This window comes from Parasalinivibrio latis, assembly GCF_036825535.1.
GTDB classification, from domain to species: domain Bacteria; phylum Pseudomonadota; class Gammaproteobacteria; order Enterobacterales; family Vibrionaceae; genus Parasalinivibrio; species Parasalinivibrio latis.
In genome coordinates, this window is record NZ_CP098813.1 from 1,236,877 (window position 1) to 1,253,959 (window position 17,083).

Here is a 17,083-nt window from a genome sequence, read left to right on the forward strand (position 1 = left end):
GCGCTTGCACTAAATGGCCAAAATTTGTGCTTGGAGGGAGGGTTAACCGGTTGTTTTTTGGCTGTATAAATCAGGCAATAGATAATTCTGAAATTTGAAATTCCGGACGTGGACAGTAAGAAGCTGTCTTACATCCATGCAGGGCGACCTCTAAGACCGTACCGGGTTACTGAGAAACGGGAAAACGCTGCAATACCAGCATCAGCATGCGGCAATCATCTCCCTGACTGGCGTCCTCTGTCTCGGGAGGTGCCATCTCTTGTTCGACAATGACTTTCAGGTTGTTGCTGCTGGACAACCACAGTCGGACTGTAGAATCTGTGGCAGGTGTACGAGTGACAAAGAGACACAGGTACCCGGTTTCAGATAGGTGATTGCTCAGTCTGTTAAGGAGAGCCAGTTCGTTTTCCCTGGATTCTTTGTCGAAGTGAAACACAGCATCAAGGACAATAATGTCGAACTCACCTTGAGGCTGGAACTCAAAGTAGTCTGCTACCTTGGCATCAATGCTTATACCTTCTTCGGCTGCTTTCATGATTATGTGTTCAATAGCCGCGGGAGAGCGGTCAACAGCGACAACCGCATACCCGTGGCGGGCGAGCATCAGTGTATCCCGCCCCTGTCCGCAACCTATGTCCAGTGCAAGGGCTCCCGGTCGGGTGTGGGCTGTTACAAAATGTTCAAAAGCTGGCTCAACACTGCCACACATCCGCGATTTATCATCACTTTCCAGATCATATCCTGACATACCTATGGCCTCCTGTTTGTGTGGCTGGTTACTCTCTAATTAAGTAAAGCATGTATTAATCCTGTGAATGTATTTGTGCTGTGTGTATGGCAGACAATCCTGTTACCCTTCAAAGCAATATGCCCGAACCACCTCAAGTTGCTTGATTGAGAACCACTGGATCTTCAAGACTGTGGCTTGATTGATAGCCAATCAATTCTCGCTGAAGTCGGCACCCGAGGTGATTTGGGTAGACATTGCTTTTTATGAGAAGGATCTCTGATGTTAAAAATATGGGCACCATTTTTCTTTGTCCTTCTTTGGAGTACGGGATTTATTGGTGCAAAGTTTGGCTTGCCGTATGCAGATCCGGCTACATTCTTGTTTGTCCGGATGATTTTTAACATCCTGATGTTTATTGTGCTGATGGCACTACTCAACGCTTCTTACCCCATGGGACGACAAGCTTTTCATGCAATGGTTTCAGGCGTACTTATCCATGCTGGTTATCTGGGGGGCGTCTTTGCAGCGATTAACCATGGAATGCCGACAGGCCTGTCTTCGCTTATCGTTGGCACTCAGCCACTGCTAACAGCTCTCCTTCTTGTCATATTGACCGCCGAAAGATTGAAAAAGTCACAATGGATTGGCTTGGTAATAGGTGTGGTGGGCGTGGCTCTTGTGGTACAGGGTAAAATGACCTGGCCTACGTATGCGGATAAAACATGGGCTTACGTGTTTGTTCTCAGCGCGCTGGCAGGTATTACACTTGGGACCCTATACCAAAAGAAATACTGCCAGGGAATAGAGCTTGTCGGGTGTGCATTCTGGCAATATGTGGCATCTGCTCTTTTCTTGTTTCCGCTCGCATGGACGAATGAAGGTTTGGCAATAGAGTGGTCAACAACTTTCATTTTGGCGCTGGCATGGTCGGTAGTTGTTCTTTCAGGCGTGGCTGTTTTATTGCTGTTGTACATGATAAGGCAGGGTGCTGCATCGAAGGTCACTTCGGTAATGTACCTGGTACCTCCGGTAACCGCTTTCCAGGGATGGCTCTTCTTTGACGAGGCATTTGGCCTTACCGGATTACTCGGGTTTATGCTGGCCTCCTTGTCTGTATATCTCGTCATGAAAACGGCTTAATACGGTATTTCATGTCCGAAGAGGCCGTAATCTGCTAACATGCGCGGGAATTTTAGTTATTGAACGAGAGATAACACCATGAGCAAGCCAGTGAGCGAATTCCAGGGCAACATCGATAAGTTTGTGGCAGAAAGCCGCGAAACCGGCCTTGTATGGGGCCTTTGCCAGGATGAAATCGACTGGTTGTCGATGGACTCTTCTGAATTTGAAGGCGCTGAAGTGATGCCTTTCTGGTCGAATGAGGCAGATGCCCGCCAGCATTGTGAAGAAGAGTGGAGCGATTTCGAACCGGTTTCTATTCCTTTCGATATGTTTATCAATGAATGGCTCATGACTCTGGCTGAAGATGGCGTACTGGTTGGCCTGAACTGGAATGCTGAGTTGGAAGGTGAAGAACTTGAACCTGAAACGGTTGCGAAACTGTTCAGCTGAACTCTTCTGCGCCCGGATATATTTGGCGGGCGTACCCGGACTTTGCATTAGTTTCGGTTTGGATGATTTGTAATAAGGAGTATTGAGTGAAACGCCTTTTCCTGGCTACCCTGTTTTTCCTGCTCTCTCCACTGGCGAAAGCCGGTGAAGTGTCCCCAAAAGAGTTCTGGCAGATTGCAAAAACACCAGGGGCAGTCATTGTGGATGTACGGACTGCCGGTGAGTTTAACGGCGGACATCTGGACACTGCACTCAATATTCCTTATGACAAGATTGCCAGTTTGGGCAATGTGGTTACTGAAAAAACAACGCCTGTTTTGCTGTACTGCCGTTCTGGCCGCCGTGCAGATGTGGCGGAAAGAACACTGCGCAGTATGGGTTACACGAATATTTTTAACGGGATGAGTTACACCCTGTTGAAAACCCAAAATCCTGAGTGAAGTGAAGCGGGATAAAGAAATGCCGGGTCGAAACCCGGCATTTTTGTATTAATTCGAAGGGATGCCATCACCTACTGCCATTTATCCAGCATCAGGTCCAAACTGTTCTCACCGTCTGTAAGTTGGATTTCCAACTCTGAAATAGTGGCAAACAGGTCCATGGAACGGGCTGTCATTGCAGCCAGTTGTTCAGCCTGGCTCTCAGGCAGGTTATATACATGAACCTTATTCAGTCGGCTGATCTCAGCGCGGTTCTTATTCCACCACTCTTCGGCACTGCGGCCACCGTAGCAGTAAATCACAACCTTCTCGCTGCGTGAAAGAGCCTGCTTGATACGTTTCAGGCTTGGTTCACCGAGTTCAATCCATTCCATAATGCGGCCGTCAGGGCCAACATTCCAGATGTCCGGTTCATCGTCAGTGCTTAAACCCTTGGTAAAGCTGAGGTCTGGGTCTGCATGGCACATAAATGCGAGCAGGCGTACCATCATGCGGAGTTCAGTTTCAGAAGGGTGGCGGGCAACTGTCAGGCTGTGGGTATCGTAATAGTGCCTGTTCATATCGCTGATGTTCAGACGGGCTTTATGTAAAGTGGCGGAAAGGGCCATGAAATGCACTCCGGCGAAAAAGGAGATCCTACCCTTTCTTAATTTTGGGAACCACCCCCGAATTGCTCTTTATCCACCTGACAGCAAGAGAAATATTGGAATTTTCGTTCAACTCCATGCTTTACCGCACATTGTACTCCACGGTGGCATGAGAAAATGTAAATGGAAAACTTGCATACTGTATGTTCAAACAGTATGCTGTGGTTATGTACAGTGTATTGAGTTGACAGGAGGACGATATGGATAACCTGTTTCAATCACAGCATTACCAAAGCCGCATCCCCGCCGATACACCGGCTCCGCTGAAAAGTGCTGCACGAAAGGCGATTTCGATGATCGTTATTCAAAGCTGTTCGCTGCGTTATGCAGTGAAGGTAGCGGCGGGAAAACATCAAGTGCAGGAACAGACACTGCTTAAACTCGTCAGTCTGTGTATACCTCCTTCCTTCTACTCACAACGTGCCTTCCAGGCTCGGGTCGCCTTTGAGGATCGAATCCGGGAAGAGCAAAAAATCACACTCAGCCCTCAACAAAGACAGGCCGGGTTGGCACAAATCCAGAAATTGCGCGACAGATTTGGTTTGCACTAACGTAATTAGCGTGGCTGTTTCAGCCACGCTCTGCTGTTGAGTGACACCCACCGGGCGGGTATTGTAATAAATATATTGTTGCCTGAATTCCAATATTCACCGGTTAAGGAAAACCTCGTAGTGATCTGGATTGAGAAACTTCAGCCTGAATATAAAGCGGCCCTTCTGGATATATCAATATCCCCTGAACAACTCCCTTTCGTGGGAACAGCAGCAGAATTTCTGGCTGACAAACAAAAAGGTATCCACCATCACGTTATCCTTGTAAACCGTGAGGTTATCGGCTTTTTCAAAATTGACACTTCTTATTTTCACCATTACGACTTTTGCGACGGGCCAGCATTGGGACTGCGTGCAGTATGCATAGATGAAAAGTTTCAGGGAAAGGGTATCGGGACTGAATTTATCCGACTGCTTAAACGCTATTTACAAAAGCACTTTCCTTCCTTTCCATTGATTTACCTTACTGTTAACTGCAAAAACCCAGGGGCATTTAAATGTTATAGGCGTGGTGGTTTCGCTGACACCGGGTTTCTATACCTTGGTGGAGAGTATGGCCCACAGCATGTGATGAGAATGGAACTCAAGTAACCTGAGTGGAATATGCATTTGGATCTTAAAATATTTGAAGCACCATCGGCAGACATGATTCAACAATTGAACCATGCACTGCAAGGCTACTTGGAAAGTCAACTGCCTGGTTTGTCTCCGGAATCTGAAGATAAAGTATTCATGGTGTGCAAATACGATGAGCAAGGCAACCTGGTTGGGGGATTGTTGGCGAATTGCTACTGGAATGGCCTGGAAATTGACACGCTTTGGGTAGCCGATTCAGAAAGAGGGAAGGGGGTGGGATCCTTGCTTGTGGAAAGTGCTGAATCTTATGGCGCGAAGAATGGGGCCGTTATTGCATTTCTTAAAACCATGGATGCTAAACCGTTTTATGAAAAGCTTGGTTATGAGGTTTATGGTGTGCTCGAAGACAGGCCAATTGGCACATTGCTCTACCATATGAAAAAGAGGATCTAACCGCGAGGGGTGGTCAGTGTTTTCATTTTCTTCTTGTATGGATAGTGGAACGCATTTAGCGTGTTTCTGAACAGTTAAATTTTTCTGTGAAAAACACGGTTAAATGAGGAGGATGAAATGACTTTTCCGATTGAAGCGTCATGTCAGTGTGGACAGGTTAGCTATGTCCTGAAGTCAGCGCCGCTGAAAGTGTTTGCCTGTCACTGTACAGAATGCCAGAAGCTCTCTACCAGCCCCTTCAGTGTAACGGCAATGGTCGATGCAAATGACATTGAGTTTTCCGGTGAGCTTGGGGAATGGAGACGGAAAGCTGACAGCGGGAATATTAATGGAGCCAAATTCTGTACTGGCTGCGGCAACCGAATCTACCATTTCAGTCCTTCTGATATGTCGATAATCAAGCTAAAACTTAAACCCACCGCAGCGGATACTGCATATTTATTTGAACCTCAAGCGCATGTTTGGGTCAGTGAAAAGCAGAGTTGGTATGAGATCCCGGAAGGGGTCAAGGTGTTTGATAAACAACCGTAAAGTGTTATTTAAATCTCTATCAAGACAAGGTGGTGAAAATAGCCACCTTTTTCGTTTTGCTCTTTCACACCTGTGATCCGAAACATTCCGCAGCCATCCCACCTCGATTGAATGCACTGATAGTCATATAAAGCGGACATAAAAAGAAAGAAAAGGCAAAAAGTGCTTTTGATATCTTTCGTTATTGTTACTGATGTGAGAGTTAGCTCAAAGAATCGAAAGGCCAAAATGTTAATATGAAATGAACAAAAAGGGACGTTTTGGGTTTTTCATGGCGAATGCGTACGTACGACGTAACAAAATTTTCGAAATTTTAAAACAGGAAGGGGCTGTTCAGGTAGAAAAACTGTCTGAAACACTCGGCGTCTCTTCTGTCACTATCCGGACGGATCTGAACTTTCTGGAGAAAAGTGACGCGTTGGTCGTGCGTTGCCATGGTGGAGCGGTCTATGAGGCAGAGAGGAATGCTGTCGATATTCCTCTGGCTGACAAACAGGGTATCAACACTGATATTAAAGTGAAGCTTGCAAAGGCTGCAGCAGCACTGATCCAAGATGGCGATGCTGTGTTGCTGGATAACGGGTCTACCATTGATCTGATTTCCAGAGAGCTGGATGACAAGAGAGATTTGGCTGTAATGACAAACTCATTGGAGTCAGCATACCGTTTGAAGGACGCCAAAAATGTAAAGCTTATGATAGTGGGAGGGAATGTTCGTCCTAATTCCCATTCTGCTTATGGCTCTTTTGCTGAGAGTTATATTTTAGAACATCGGTTTGACAAACTGTTTCTTGGTGTCGATGGATTTGATTTAGATATTGGAATTACTACGCCAAATACGGATGAAGCGTCAATAAACCGGGCGATGGTTAAGGTTTCCAAAGAAGTTATCGTTGTTACCGATTCTTCAAAATTTAATAAAAGAAGTTATTGTTCAATTTGTGATATTTCCAGGATATCCAAGCTTGTAACTGACAATAATATTTCTACAGAAATACGTGTCAAGATTGAAGCGCAAGGGATTGAGGTGATCACTGTCTAATGGGAGTAGGCATGATTTACGGTTTTGATATAGGTGGAACAAAAATCGAGTTGGTTGTTTTTAACCAAAACAGCGAGGTTGTATATAAAAAGAGAGTGTCCACACCGAAAGACAGCTACGAAGCGTTTCTCGATGCGTTAGCTGGCTTAGTGTTGGATGCAGACAGTGAATTGGATTGCCAACGCTCCATTGGGTTAAGTATGTGCGGTGTAATAGACAGCCGCTCAGGCATGCTGTTGTCTGCAAACTTGCCACAACTGACGGGTAAGCGTCTGGTTCATGATATCAGTGAAAGACTCGGTACTAATATTGTCCTGGATAATGACTGTAAGTGTTTTGCTTACTCTGAAGCCAATGGCGGGGCAGCCGACGGCTACGAAACTGTGTTTGGTGCCATTCTTGGAACCGGGGTAGGTGGCGGTATCTGCCACAATGGTGAGCTGGTGCAAGGAATGAGTGGCCAGTGCGGTGAGTGGGGACACACACAGATAGCTGCTATGTTTACGGAAAAATATGGCCTGCCGTTGTTTGACTGTGGGTGTAAACCGGAAGCACGGGGATGTATTGAACAGTATATTTCCGGGACAGGTTTATCCAATATATACAAGCATGTCAGTGGTAAAGATGGAAAATCAGAATATATTATTTCTGCCATGCGTTCTGGTGATGAAGAAGCATTAAAAGCATTTGATATATTTATTGATATATTAGCCTATTCACTGGTGACATTTATTCACATCGTCAATCCCAACGCCATTGTATTTGGTGGTGGACTGTCTAATGTGGATGAACTATATGAAAAGTTACCTGGAAAGTTAGATGAATATCTATTAAGTGTTATCCCTGCTCCGGTATTATTAAAGCCTAAGTTTGGCGACTCAAGCGGAGTACGAGGCGCAGCACTGCTGGCTTCGAGATAAAAATACTAAAAATATTATATTCTTTAATCTGCCCATTCGTTAATTCGATATGGGCAGATTAGATTTTGTAAGTCCATAACTGGGAATCATAAAGGTAAATTATGAAAAAGGGTCATATGTCCTTACCTTGCGAGGTAGGGCAGGAAGATGTGGTTCTTGATTTAATTCACCGCTGGAAAGCGGATGCTTTACGCGATTCTGACGGCACCGAAATGCCTGAAAGCCTTCTTGAACAAGATTGTGAGATTTATTCACTGATGTGTATCGTCCGGGATGACCAGGATTATGCCCGGAAAAATCCTCAATTTATGCACCGGAAATTCCTTTCTTCCTTCCCTGTCACTGCAATGTCTGGTGACCTGGCAATTGCTATCATGAAGGGTTATTGCGGCGAAAAATACACGGTTGACGAATACTCTGACCCTAAAGCTTTCTGGCAAGTATGGGACAGGACAGAAGGGACGCTGGTTAATGGTGCAGATTGGGAATATGACTACAGCAACGGTGTGGTAACCCTTTCCAATTGTGAACCATACCACGAGTACACCGTATCGTTCATGGTACGTCAGGTGTGGGATTCCACATCCATGTATAACGCCTTGACCAATGGCTGGAACTGGCAGGAAGAAGGCAAAACCCAAAGCCTTGACCCTTACCATCCAGAATGCCGCAAGCATCTGATGGCCCATTTTGAAAACTGGCTCAAAAATCACCCTAATACCACCGTTGTACGCTTCACTACCTTTGCATACGCATTTGTCATTGATGCCAATGAAGAGATGGAAGATATCTACCGTGACTGGACGGGATACGGTGAAACGGTATCACCACAGGCTCTGGCTGATTTCGAAAAGCGGTTTGGTTACAAACTGACGGCGGAAGACTTTGTTGATGCCGGCTACTACAACGGTACTTATAAAGTGCCTACAAAACGGTTTCGCGACTGGATGACCTTTATCCAGGACTTTGTGGCTGACTTTGCCGGGGAGATGGTTCGCCTGGCGAACCAATATGGCAAGCGAACCGCAATGTTCCAGGGGGATCACTGGATCGGTACAGAAACCTTCCTGGACTGTTACCAGCGAATCGGTATTGATATTAACGTTGGTGCGGTAGAAGACGGGGTGGCCCTTCGTCGCCTGACCGACTCCCAGGGCGAACAAATCAAGGAAGCACGGTTCTACCCATACTTCTTCAACGATGTTTTCCGTGAAGGAAACAACCCGGTTGATGAATCGATGCGTAACTGGGTAAAAATCCGCAGGGCGATGCTGCAAAAACCGCTTCACCGTATCGGTTACGGCGGCTATCTTTCCCTTGCGAACAAATTTCCGCACTTTATCGACCATGTTACCGATATTTCTGATGAATTCGGCTCATACCTGGAAAATACAGCGAAGACTGAATCCTACAAAGTGAAAGGAAAGGTCGCCATTCTTAATGCCTGGGGCAAGGCGCGATCTTGGCTTCAGCAACAGGCCCGGGACCAACGTTTTTATGTACCGCCCCGGCCGGATGTGATGGAACTGGTCGGAAACAACGTGCTGGAATGCCTGGCCGGGTTGCCTTTTGATGTGGAGTTTATCTCCTTTGAGGACATCCTGGAGAATGGGATCCCGGAGGATATTAAAGTCATCATCAATACAGGCGATGCAGGCTCTGCGTGGTCGGGTGGCGAATACTGGTCAGACTCGCGGGTTATCAGGGCAGTCCGGCGTTTTGTCGGTAATGGTGGTGGCTTACTGGGTGTCTGTGACCCATCGGCACACCTTCAAAACGGCCGTTACTTCCAACTTGGTGATGTCTTCGGCGTAGAGAAAGAAGTGGCACTGACCATGGGGCGTGTTTCCAAGCCTCTTGCTTTCGATTCCAGTCATTTCCTTTCGCAGAAATTGACCGGCCTTGAAGAGTTTGGAAACCCCAGTTTTGTCTACCCGGCTGGTGCCAGAGTCATCGCTGCACAGGGGCAACACCTGGCACTGGCTGCCAACGATTACGGAAAGGGGAGGGCGGTATACCTCGGAAACCTGCCTTATTCCCTTGAGAATGCCAGCCTGCTCGAAAATGTATTGCTTTGGCTGACAGGTAACGAAACCGAAGAGATGCCTTGGCGAACCCACTCAGCATATGTTTCGTCTGCCTACTACCCTGAAACCGGAAAAGTCTGCCTGGTAAACAATACCGAAAAAGACCAGACGGTTGGGTTGGCCGGAAATGCTTATTCCCTGAAGCCATATCAATGGCTGTGGCTCGAAGCCTAAACGAAAGTGAAATAAAAAAGCCACCGATTGGTGGCTTTTTTAATGTCATATTACTTTCGTAAATTTTGCTTTCACATTTATAACCTTTTCTTATGTTTTCGAAAACTTTTCTTTTATTTCGAATGGTGACGTTTATCAAGTTATGCCAAATGTGCATATAGTAATCTGATTTTGCTCATTAAAAGAACATATTGAATCCAATTGAAACAAAAGGTGAAACATGTCCAGAACAATTCTTAAAACTGCTTTCGCTGCATCTTTAGGCCTGGGACTGGCTGCCCCTTCCTTTGCTGATGAAATCACGGTATGGGCTTGGGATAAAAATTTTAACGTTGCCTCCATGGAGAAAGCTGCTGAACTTTATATCGCCAATAATCCGGGGACAAAAATCAGTGTGGTCGAAATGGGCCGTCCTGATATCGAACAAAAACTGCACACAATGCTTTCATCCGGTATGACCAAAGCACTGCCGGATATCGTCCTGATTGAAGACTACGCATCACAGAAATACCTCACTGCTTACCCAGATGCATTTGCCCCGTTAAGTGACGATATCGATTTCACCAAATTCATTCCCTATAAAGTCGAAATTACTTCCAACAACGGAAAAGTTTACGGCCTGCCTTTTGACTCAGGTGTAACCGGCGTTTTTGTTCGTACAGATATTCTGAAGAAAGCGGGCTATACCGTTGCAGATTTGGAAAACATTACCTGGGACCGCTACATCGAAATTGGTAAGGATGTACTGAAGAAAACCGGTACCCAGTTTATTGCGATTGACCCGAACTACCTGTCGATTATGCGTATTATCATGCACACCAACGGCGCATGGTTTACCGATGAAAAAGGTGAAGTCAGCCTGGCTGGCAACAAAGACCTTGCCAGTGCGATGGATCTGACCAAAGAGATGTTTACCTCGGGTATTGCGCGCACAACGGGTGGCTGGAACAACTGGGTACAGGCAAACCTGAACGGTAACGTTGCCACTATCCCAACCGGTGTCTGGTTTACACAAACCATTGTGTCCGGTGGTGACCAGTCCGGTAACTGGGCTGTCGTGCCAACTCCGCGTCTGGATGAAGAGGGTACGGTCAATGCGGCAAACCTGGGTGGTTCAAGCTGGTATGTACTTGAATCTTCACCAGAGAGAGACGAAGCCATCAAGTTCATGAAAGAAACGCTGGGTGACAACTCTGATCTTTACCAGAAGCTGTTGGATGAGAACAACGTTGTTGCTTCCTACACACCATCATTCACCGGTGAAGCTTACAACAAAACCCACGAGTATCTTGGCGGACAGAAGATATTTGCTGATTTTGCCAAGTGGATGGAGGACATCACCCCAATTAACTACGGCATGTACACCATCGAAGCGGAAGCTGCAATCATTGCCCAAATGCCTGCGTTTATGGCAGGTGAAATTTCAGCAGAACAGGCGCTGGAAAAAGCGCAAATACGTATCGCACGCCAAATCCGTTAATCGGTTTATTGCGCCCGGCTTAGCCGGGCGCTTTTTCGAGGGTCGTCATGAGTACCGTTTCATCGAAACCGGGTAACCTGCACAGGCTGATTGACATTAACGGATGGGCATTCGTTTCCGTGTCATTGGCACTTGTCGTTATCTTTATGGTTTATCCCATCCTGAATTCACTCTGGCTTTCCCTGCACTCGGGGAAAGGTGCAATTGTTGAATTTGTCGGGCTGGGGAATGTTATCCATCTTTTCGAAGATGAAGTCTTTCTTATCTCCCTGAAGAACACGCTGATTTTCCTTTCCGTTCAGGTGCCGGTAATGATTCTTCTGGCGTTGGCACTGTCGTCATGCCTGAATAACCCGAACCTGAAATTCAAAGGGTTCTTCCGCCTGGCTATTTTTCTGCCTTGTGTTACCTCGCTGGTCGCTTATTCCATCCTGTTTAAGAGCATGTTTTCTTACGACGGCGTCGTGAACAGCTTCCTGATGTGGCTGGGTGTTATTGATACCGGCCTGCACTGGCTGACGGACCCGTTCTGGTCGAAGGTACTGATAATACTGGCAATCACCTGGCGCTGGACTGGTCTTAACATGATCTATTACCTCGCGGCGATGCAGAACATCGACAAGTCTGTCTATGAGGCTGCCCGCATCGAGGGAGTCAGCCCCTTCAGGCAGTTTTGGTATATCACGGTACCACTGCTTAAGCCGGTCATCCTGTTCACGTCAGTGATGTCCACTATCGGCACGCTTCAACTGTTCGATGAGATTGTAAACATAACCGGTGACACTGACGCCACTATCACCCTGGCAACATACATCTACAACCTGTCGTTCAAGTGGATGCCGAACTTCGGGTATGCCGCCACCGTGTCTTACGTGATTGTGTTCTTTGCGGCGATCATTTCCTTCATCCAATTCAGATTGTCGAAAGATAAGTGAGGCCGGGAATGAAAAAATCGACGTATTACAACAGCCTCATGTATGGCTTTTTGATTGTCGCCACAGTGCTGTCTGTCTTTCCTTTCTGCTGGATGATTATTTCTTCAACCAACACAACTGTAGATATCAACAAAGGCAAGTACACACTCGGAGACCAGTTTTTTGTCAACCTGACCAACCTGTTTGACCGTCTTGATGTCTGGCAGGTGTTCTGGAATACCTCAAAAATTGCCATCCTCAATACGGTGTTAACACTGGTGGTCTGCTCAATGGCTGGCTATGCCTTTGAGGTATACAAGTCACGTAGCCGGGAACGGGTGTTCAATGTCCTGCTGCTGGTAATGATGATCCCGTTCCCGGCACTGATGATTCCACTGTTCCAGATGTTTGCAGCCAGTGGCTTGCTTGATACCCACATGGCGGTGATTTTGCCAACCATTGCGGCGATTCCAATCATCTTCTATTTCCGTCAGTGCTCGGGGGCTTTCCCGAGGGATCTGATTGATGCTTCCCGTATTGAAGGCATCAAAGAGTGGAAGATTTTCGCTTATGTCTATCTCCCTGTGATGAAAAGTACCTATGCGGCAGCGTTTGTTATCTGCTTTATGAACGCGTGGAATGCGTTCCTGTGGCAACTGGTTGTGCTGTTCTCGCCAGAAAAGCAGACCTTTAACGTGGTGCTTTCTGGCCTTACATCCGGCTATTACCCGGATTACGGCATCATCATGCTCGGCTGCATTATCAGTACCTTACCTACGCTCGTCATTTTCTTCATGATGCAAAAACAGTTCGTCGCTGGCCTAACCGGATCGGTGAAGTAAGGAATCGTTATGGCTAACATTAAACTTTCAAACGTAACCAAAAAATTCAGAAATTTCCGGGAAGGCAAAGGTGCCTATACCCACGTGATCCGCGGCGTAGACTTGGATATTGAAGACGGGGAGTTCGTTGTCCTGGTAGGTGGCTCCGGGTGCGGTAAGTCAACGTTGCTGAGGATGATTTCCGGGCTGGAAACCGTTTCTTCCGGCAGCATTTTTATCGGTGATGAAGATGTTACCCACCTCGACCCGTCGCAGCGTGACCTGACCATGGTGTTCCAGACATATGCCCTTTATCCACACTTGTCGGTCTACGACAATATCGGTTTTGGTATGAAGCATACCGGCGTACCGAAAGACGAAATTGACCAGAAAGTCCGTCTGGCTGCCAAAACACTGCAATTGGATAACCTGCTGGATCGCAAACCTTCGCAACTGTCCGGTGGACAGCGCCAGCGGGTTGCAATTGGCCGTTCGCTGGTACGTAACCCAAGGCTGTTCCTGTTTGATGAACCTTTATCGAACCTGGATGCTGAACTGCGCGTAGAGATGCGCCTTCAAATTGCCAAGCTCCATGAAGAGCTGAAAACCACCATGATTTACGTTACCCATGATCAGGTGGAAGCCATGACGCTGGCAGACAAGATTGTGGTGTTGAAAGAAGGGCAGATTGAGCAGGTTGGGTCGCCGCTTGAAATATACAAAAAGCCGGTCAATGAATTTGTCGCCTGTTTTATCGGTTCCCCGGCAATGAACCTTATTCCGGCGGTTGTTGATGCAGTTTCAGGCGGTGAAGTCACCATCAGGCTGCCGGATGGGCAAACCCTGACCCTCACAACAACCCAGGGACAGCTCACCGCTAATGACCGGGTGAAATTTGGCATCCGGCCGGAGCACCTTTCTGTCCGGAGTAAAGGTACCGCATCTTTGATGTTCACCAATGAAGTGTCTGAACGTCTCGGGTCGAGTACTTACCTGTTCGGCCAGATTGCGGGGGTGGACAACATGAAGGTGCATGTCAGCAGGGACGTAGAGTTTTCAAAATTTGAGAATATCGAGCTCCATTTTGATATTGAAAACGCACACCTGTTCGACAGCGCCGGGCTTTGTATAACCAGCTAATAAGTATATTTTTCAGTCCTTTTTCCAAGGCCCGGCTCCGGGCCTTTTTCTATGTTTTCTCCATTTATGCCTGTACTGCGGTTTGTACTTCAGCCTGTTTCCTGTTTGAATCGGTACAATAAATACGTACAACAACAGGGATGTGTATGCAAATTACCGGGGAATGTTTTTGTGGTTCGGTGACCTACCGGATATCCGGCAAGCTCAGTGACCCGCGATCCTGTCACTGCTCCCGCTGTCGAAAAGCGTTCAGTGCCCAGGCTTCAGCCTATGCGCTGGTCTCTCCGGGCAGTTTCAAGTGGGAGAGCGGTGAAGAACTGCTGACATCCTATGTCGGTGAGCATGGTTTCGGCATACAGTTTTGCAGTAAATGCGGCTCGACACTTTGTGGAATCTATAACGGTGACGTTCATGGTGTTACGTTGGGTTGCGTGAACGGAGACCCGGAACTTGAGCCGGTTACGCATATCTTTGTAGGTTCAAAGGCCGCATGGGAACGGATCCCAGACGGCGTCATCCAGTTTGATGAAAGGCCGCCAGAACCCGGCAAGGGAATGGAATGAAAGCGCGGTATGATCTGATAGCAGAGCAATGGATAAGCCTGCGTCATACACTTCCTCCGAAAGATCTGGCCTTATTTGAGCTATTTGAAAAAGGCCTTCCTGAACATGGTCAGGTTCTGGACCTGGGTTGTGGCCACGGCACACCGGTTGCTGCATTTCTCGCTGGGAAAGGTCATGCTATTACCGGTGTTGACCGTTCAGGGAAATTGCTGGCACAAGCCCGGCAATCCTTTCCGGAACACATCTGGGAACTCTGCGAACTGGAGGATTATCAACCTTCCGGGTCATATGACGGGGTGGTGATATGGGATTCAATGTTCCACCTACCAAGAAATGAGCACCTGATACTGCTCAGAAAAGTCTCAGAGGTATTGGAACCCGGTGGTCTTGTGATTCTTTCAAGCGGCGGCTTAGAGGAAGATTTGCCGGGAAAGGCCGGTTTTACCGATTTCATGTTCGATGTTGAATTTTTCTACGATGCTTTTCCCATCCATGTATTGCACAGACACTGTGAAAATATGGGGTTTGAAATTGTCTGCAGTACTTTGGTCAACGAGCCTGACGGCGGCCGGGATAAAGGGCGATTGGGTGTGCTGCTGAAAAAGTGTTGAACCGTGTTATCGTGGAACAATAATCGCAGTAAACGAAAGGATTCGTTCAGGATGTACGATAAATTCAGGGTATTACAGGCTTTAGGTGCTGGGGAGTTTGCCCATTTAAACGGCTCTCTGATAGCTCATCTCCAGGGTACGTACCAACTGCTCCGAACCTGGGCTGCCAGCGAAACCCTCTGTGATGCTGGGCTGTTCCATGCTGCCTACGGAACAGCTGGTTTCGACGGTAGCCTTATCTCCTTGGACACTCGTTCTGAAATTGCCAACACCATAGGTGGAGATGCTGAGGCGCTGGTATATCTCTATTGTTGCTGCGATCGTGATTATACGTTTCCGAAAATTACCCCCGACAGCTTTCCTTTCCGGGACAGGTTTACCGGTAAGGAATTTGAGCTTGAACCGGAGACTGCCCGGCAATTCTGTGAACTCACCGTTGCCAATGAACTTGAATTGGTGATTTCAAGCGATGAGTTCAAAGCTAAGTATGGCGATGAACTTAGGGTGCTGTTCGCTGATATGAACCCCTATTTGTCAGAACCTGCAAGGGAAGCATGGGATATTTGGATGTCGTCATAATGATAGGGCATGACAGCTTAAGATGAAAATTAGCTATCTACTGGGACCAATCGTTTGTATTTCAGTGCTCCTGTTAACAGTTAGGTCTCTCTACAATTACTACCCTATCAATCGAGACAGAATTGTCGGAGTATATCGGATAGATACGCAATTTTATCCAGGATCTAATGCAGATTGGCAATATGACCACTTCAGTTTTGAAATTCAGGAAAACGACAACTTTATATTTCGAGAAAAGCTAAAAGATGGTTCTATTAAGATTAAAAAAGGGCGGGTTGAGTGGTATCGAAGAAGCTCTCCAATGTTATTTAGGATAAATATAGATCATGATTTGGTAGATAAATATCCGGCCTTATATCGTGGTAATCGTAAATTTTATTTTGTTTTCGAAACGAAATTCGGGAATATGTTTTATAGAAAAATAGATAAAGGTTAATACTACTAATAATCTAATATATGTGGCTTTTCCATGGAGGATAGATGACCGACGCTATAAAACACATCGGTATCGTGGGTTGTTCCGCTGAGGGGGCGGCACTCTGCTATAAAACGATTTGCAAAGAGAGTGCAGACTGGCTGGGGGAATACGCCCATCCGGAAGTATCCATGCATACTCACAGCCTCGCCGATTATGTGAAGTACCTGGAAGCAGGAGATTTGGATGGCGTCGCCGCACTGATGCTTTCCTCTGCGGAAAAGCTTAACAAGCAGGGAGCCGACTTCCTTATTTGCCCGGACAATACCATTCACCAAGTGATGGATAGGGTGGCCCCGTCTTCCCCGCTGCCTTGGTTGCATATCGCTGACGCAGTAACAGAGAATGCAAATAACGTCGGGTTCCGGAATATAGGCATTCTTGGCACACGCTGGCTGGTGGAAAGCGATGTGTACCCGTCTCATATCGAAGCGGCCGGTATGGGGTGGTTGAGGCCAAATCCGGAAGAAATAAACGAAACCAGCCGGATTATTATGGAAGAGTTGGTACACGGGAACTTCCTTCCGGACTCAATTGCGTATTTCCAGAATGTAATACATAACCTCAGAGAGCGGGGCTGTGACAGCGTCGTGTTGGGTTGCACGGAAATCCCACTGATAATCAGTGATGACAACTCGGTACTCACTACATTGGACTCAACCCGGCTGCTGGCAAGGGCGGCGATAAGGAAAGCGGTAAACGGGTAGCCCACCGGTATAGACCTTATGTGATCTGATATTGGCACATTTCTGTATTGAAAATCATACTGTTAGTACA

At 47.0% G+C, this 17,083-nt stretch carries 20 protein-coding genes; 18 read left to right on the forward strand and 2 right to left on the reverse strand.

Annotated elements, in window-relative coordinates; genetic code table 11:
* Positions 1-166 precede the first annotated feature (166 nt).
* The gene (locus NF212_RS22650) at positions 167-748 is read right to left on the reverse strand and encodes a class I SAM-dependent methyltransferase (protein WP_434361191.1); all 582 of its coding nucleotides are present in this window, start codon (positions 746-748) and stop codon (positions 167-169) included.
* A gap of 261 nt (positions 749-1,009) precedes the next feature.
* Between NF212_RS22650 and NF212_RS22655 the strand changes: the two genes are divergently transcribed.
* The 3 genes from NF212_RS22655 to NF212_RS22665 all read left to right on the forward strand — a co-directional run bounded on the left by NF212_RS22655 (position 1,010) and on the right by NF212_RS22665 (position 2,742).
* The gene (locus NF212_RS22655; RefSeq protein WP_434361192.1) at positions 1,010-1,870 is read left to right on the forward strand and encodes a DMT family transporter; all 861 of its coding nucleotides are present in this window, start codon (positions 1,010-1,012) and stop codon (positions 1,868-1,870) included.
* 78 nt (positions 1,871-1,948) lie between these two features.
* A complete protein-coding gene (locus NF212_RS22660) occupies positions 1,949-2,302 on the forward strand; it encodes a DUF2750 domain-containing protein (RefSeq protein ID WP_434361193.1) in 354 nt (117 codons plus the stop codon).
* 86 nt (positions 2,303-2,388) lie between these two features.
* Positions 2,389-2,742, forward strand: a complete 354-nt coding sequence (locus tag NF212_RS22665; RefSeq protein WP_434361194.1) for a rhodanese-like domain-containing protein — start codon at positions 2,389-2,391, stop codon at positions 2,740-2,742.
* 71 nt (positions 2,743-2,813) lie between these two features.
* Here NF212_RS22665 and NF212_RS22670 read toward each other — a convergent pair whose 3' ends face one another.
* Entirely contained in the window at positions 2,814-3,350 is a 537-nt protein-coding gene (locus NF212_RS22670; protein WP_434361195.1) for a YaeQ family protein, read from the reverse strand.
* Between the two features lie 239 nt (positions 3,351-3,589).
* Here NF212_RS22670 and NF212_RS22675 point away from each other — a divergent pair, with 239 nt between their 5' ends.
* The 15 genes from NF212_RS22675 to NF212_RS22745 all read left to right on the forward strand — a co-directional run bounded on the left by NF212_RS22675 (position 3,590) and on the right by NF212_RS22745 (position 17,013).
* Positions 3,590-3,940 (forward strand): hypothetical protein, encoded by a 351-nt coding sequence (locus tag NF212_RS22675; protein ID WP_434361196.1) that lies wholly within the window; start codon positions 3,590-3,592, stop codon positions 3,938-3,940.
* Positions 3,941-4,060: 120 nt separating this feature from the next.
* Entirely contained in the window at positions 4,061-4,531 is a 471-nt protein-coding gene (locus NF212_RS22680) for a GNAT family N-acetyltransferase (protein WP_434361197.1), read from the forward strand.
* Between the two features lie 12 nt (positions 4,532-4,543).
* Positions 4,544-4,969, forward strand: coding sequence for a GNAT family N-acetyltransferase (locus NF212_RS22685; RefSeq protein ID WP_434361198.1), 426 nt, complete (start codon positions 4,544-4,546; stop codon positions 4,967-4,969).
* A 117-nt stretch (positions 4,970-5,086) separates the two neighbouring features.
* Positions 5,087-5,500, forward strand: coding sequence for a GFA family protein (locus tag NF212_RS22690; RefSeq protein ID WP_434361199.1), 414 nt, complete (start codon positions 5,087-5,089; stop codon positions 5,498-5,500).
* A 241-nt stretch (positions 5,501-5,741) separates the two neighbouring features.
* Positions 5,742-6,542, forward strand: a complete 801-nt coding sequence (gene agaR / locus NF212_RS22695) for a transcriptional repressor AgaR (RefSeq protein WP_434361200.1) — start codon at positions 5,742-5,744, stop codon at positions 6,540-6,542.
* Between the two features lie 11 nt (positions 6,543-6,553).
* On the forward strand, positions 6,554-7,462 hold the full coding sequence (locus tag NF212_RS22700) for an ROK family protein (protein WP_434361201.1): 909 nt from the start codon (positions 6,554-6,556) through the stop codon (positions 7,460-7,462).
* 116 nt (positions 7,463-7,578) lie between these two features.
* Positions 7,579-9,723, forward strand: a complete 2,145-nt coding sequence (gene gnpA, locus NF212_RS22705; protein WP_434361202.1) for a 1,3-beta-galactosyl-N-acetylhexosamine phosphorylase — start codon at positions 7,579-7,581, stop codon at positions 9,721-9,723.
* Between the two features lie 220 nt (positions 9,724-9,943).
* A complete protein-coding gene (locus NF212_RS22710; RefSeq protein ID WP_434361203.1) occupies positions 9,944-11,203 on the forward strand; it encodes an ABC transporter substrate-binding protein in 1,260 nt (419 codons plus the stop codon).
* 47 nt (positions 11,204-11,250) lie between these two features.
* Positions 11,251-12,138 (forward strand): carbohydrate ABC transporter permease, encoded by an 888-nt coding sequence (locus NF212_RS22715; RefSeq protein ID WP_434361204.1) that lies wholly within the window; start codon positions 11,251-11,253, stop codon positions 12,136-12,138.
* 8 nt (positions 12,139-12,146) lie between these two features.
* Complete coding sequence (locus NF212_RS22720; protein ID WP_434361205.1) at positions 12,147-12,959, forward strand: carbohydrate ABC transporter permease; 813 nt, start codon at positions 12,147-12,149, stop codon at positions 12,957-12,959.
* A 9-nt stretch (positions 12,960-12,968) separates the two neighbouring features.
* Positions 12,969-14,078: an ABC transporter ATP-binding protein gene (locus NF212_RS22725; protein WP_434361206.1), complete on the forward strand. Its 1,110-nt coding sequence runs from the start codon at positions 12,969-12,971 to the stop codon at positions 14,076-14,078.
* A gap of 146 nt (positions 14,079-14,224) precedes the next feature.
* Positions 14,225-14,641, forward strand: coding sequence for a GFA family protein (locus tag NF212_RS22730; protein WP_434361207.1), 417 nt, complete (start codon positions 14,225-14,227; stop codon positions 14,639-14,641).
* Positions 14,638-15,252: a class I SAM-dependent methyltransferase gene (locus NF212_RS22735; protein WP_434361208.1), complete on the forward strand. Its 615-nt coding sequence runs from the start codon at positions 14,638-14,640 to the stop codon at positions 15,250-15,252. Before NF212_RS22730 ends, NF212_RS22735 begins: the two co-directional genes overlap by 4 nt.
* Before the next feature lie 51 nt (positions 15,253-15,303).
* Entirely contained in the window at positions 15,304-15,831 is a 528-nt protein-coding gene (locus NF212_RS22740) for a DUF6817 domain-containing protein (protein WP_434361209.1), read from the forward strand.
* Between the two features lie 480 nt (positions 15,832-16,311).
* Positions 16,312-17,013: an aspartate/glutamate racemase family protein gene (locus NF212_RS22745; RefSeq protein ID WP_434361210.1), complete on the forward strand. Its 702-nt coding sequence runs from the start codon at positions 16,312-16,314 to the stop codon at positions 17,011-17,013.
* Positions 17,014-17,083: the final 70 nt, after the last annotated feature.

What these genes read in the sequence shown, in the direction of transcription:
- NF212_RS22650 (WP_434361191.1), bottom strand. Translation starts at nt 748, where the DNA reads ATGTCAGGATATGATCTGGAAAGTGATGATAAATCGCGGATGTGTGGC.
- NF212_RS22655 (WP_434361192.1), top strand. Translation starts at nt 1,010, where the DNA reads ATGTTAAAAATATGGGCACCATTTTTCTTTGTCCTTCTTTGGAGTACG.
- NF212_RS22660 (WP_434361193.1), top strand. Translation starts at nt 1,949, where the DNA reads ATGAGCAAGCCAGTGAGCGAATTCCAGGGCAACATCGATAAGTTTGTG.
- NF212_RS22670 (WP_434361195.1), bottom strand. Translation starts at nt 3,350, where the DNA reads ATGGCCCTTTCCGCCACTTTACATAAAGCCCGTCTGAACATCAGCGAT.
- NF212_RS22675 (WP_434361196.1), top strand. Translation starts at nt 3,590, where the DNA reads ATGGATAACCTGTTTCAATCACAGCATTACCAAAGCCGCATCCCCGCC.
- NF212_RS22685 (WP_434361198.1), top strand. Translation starts at nt 4,544, where the DNA reads ATGCATTTGGATCTTAAAATATTTGAAGCACCATCGGCAGACATGATT.
- NF212_RS22690 (WP_434361199.1), top strand. Translation starts at nt 5,087, where the DNA reads ATGACTTTTCCGATTGAAGCGTCATGTCAGTGTGGACAGGTTAGCTAT.
- agaR (WP_434361200.1), top strand. Translation starts at nt 5,742, where the DNA reads ATGAACAAAAAGGGACGTTTTGGGTTTTTCATGGCGAATGCGTACGTA.
- NF212_RS22700 (WP_434361201.1), top strand. Translation starts at nt 6,554, where the DNA reads ATGATTTACGGTTTTGATATAGGTGGAACAAAAATCGAGTTGGTTGTT.
- gnpA (WP_434361202.1), top strand. Translation starts at nt 7,579, where the DNA reads ATGTCCTTACCTTGCGAGGTAGGGCAGGAAGATGTGGTTCTTGATTTA.
- NF212_RS22710 (WP_434361203.1), top strand. Translation starts at nt 9,944, where the DNA reads ATGTCCAGAACAATTCTTAAAACTGCTTTCGCTGCATCTTTAGGCCTG.
- NF212_RS22715 (WP_434361204.1), top strand. Translation starts at nt 11,251, where the DNA reads ATGAGTACCGTTTCATCGAAACCGGGTAACCTGCACAGGCTGATTGAC.
- NF212_RS22720 (WP_434361205.1), top strand. Translation starts at nt 12,147, where the DNA reads ATGAAAAAATCGACGTATTACAACAGCCTCATGTATGGCTTTTTGATT.
- NF212_RS22725 (WP_434361206.1), top strand. Translation starts at nt 12,969, where the DNA reads ATGGCTAACATTAAACTTTCAAACGTAACCAAAAAATTCAGAAATTTC.
- NF212_RS22730 (WP_434361207.1), top strand. Translation starts at nt 14,225, where the DNA reads ATGCAAATTACCGGGGAATGTTTTTGTGGTTCGGTGACCTACCGGATA.
- NF212_RS22735 (WP_434361208.1), top strand. Translation starts at nt 14,638, where the DNA reads ATGAAAGCGCGGTATGATCTGATAGCAGAGCAATGGATAAGCCTGCGT.
- NF212_RS22740 (WP_434361209.1), top strand. Translation starts at nt 15,304, where the DNA reads ATGTACGATAAATTCAGGGTATTACAGGCTTTAGGTGCTGGGGAGTTT.
- NF212_RS22745 (WP_434361210.1), top strand. Translation starts at nt 16,312, where the DNA reads ATGACCGACGCTATAAAACACATCGGTATCGTGGGTTGTTCCGCTGAG.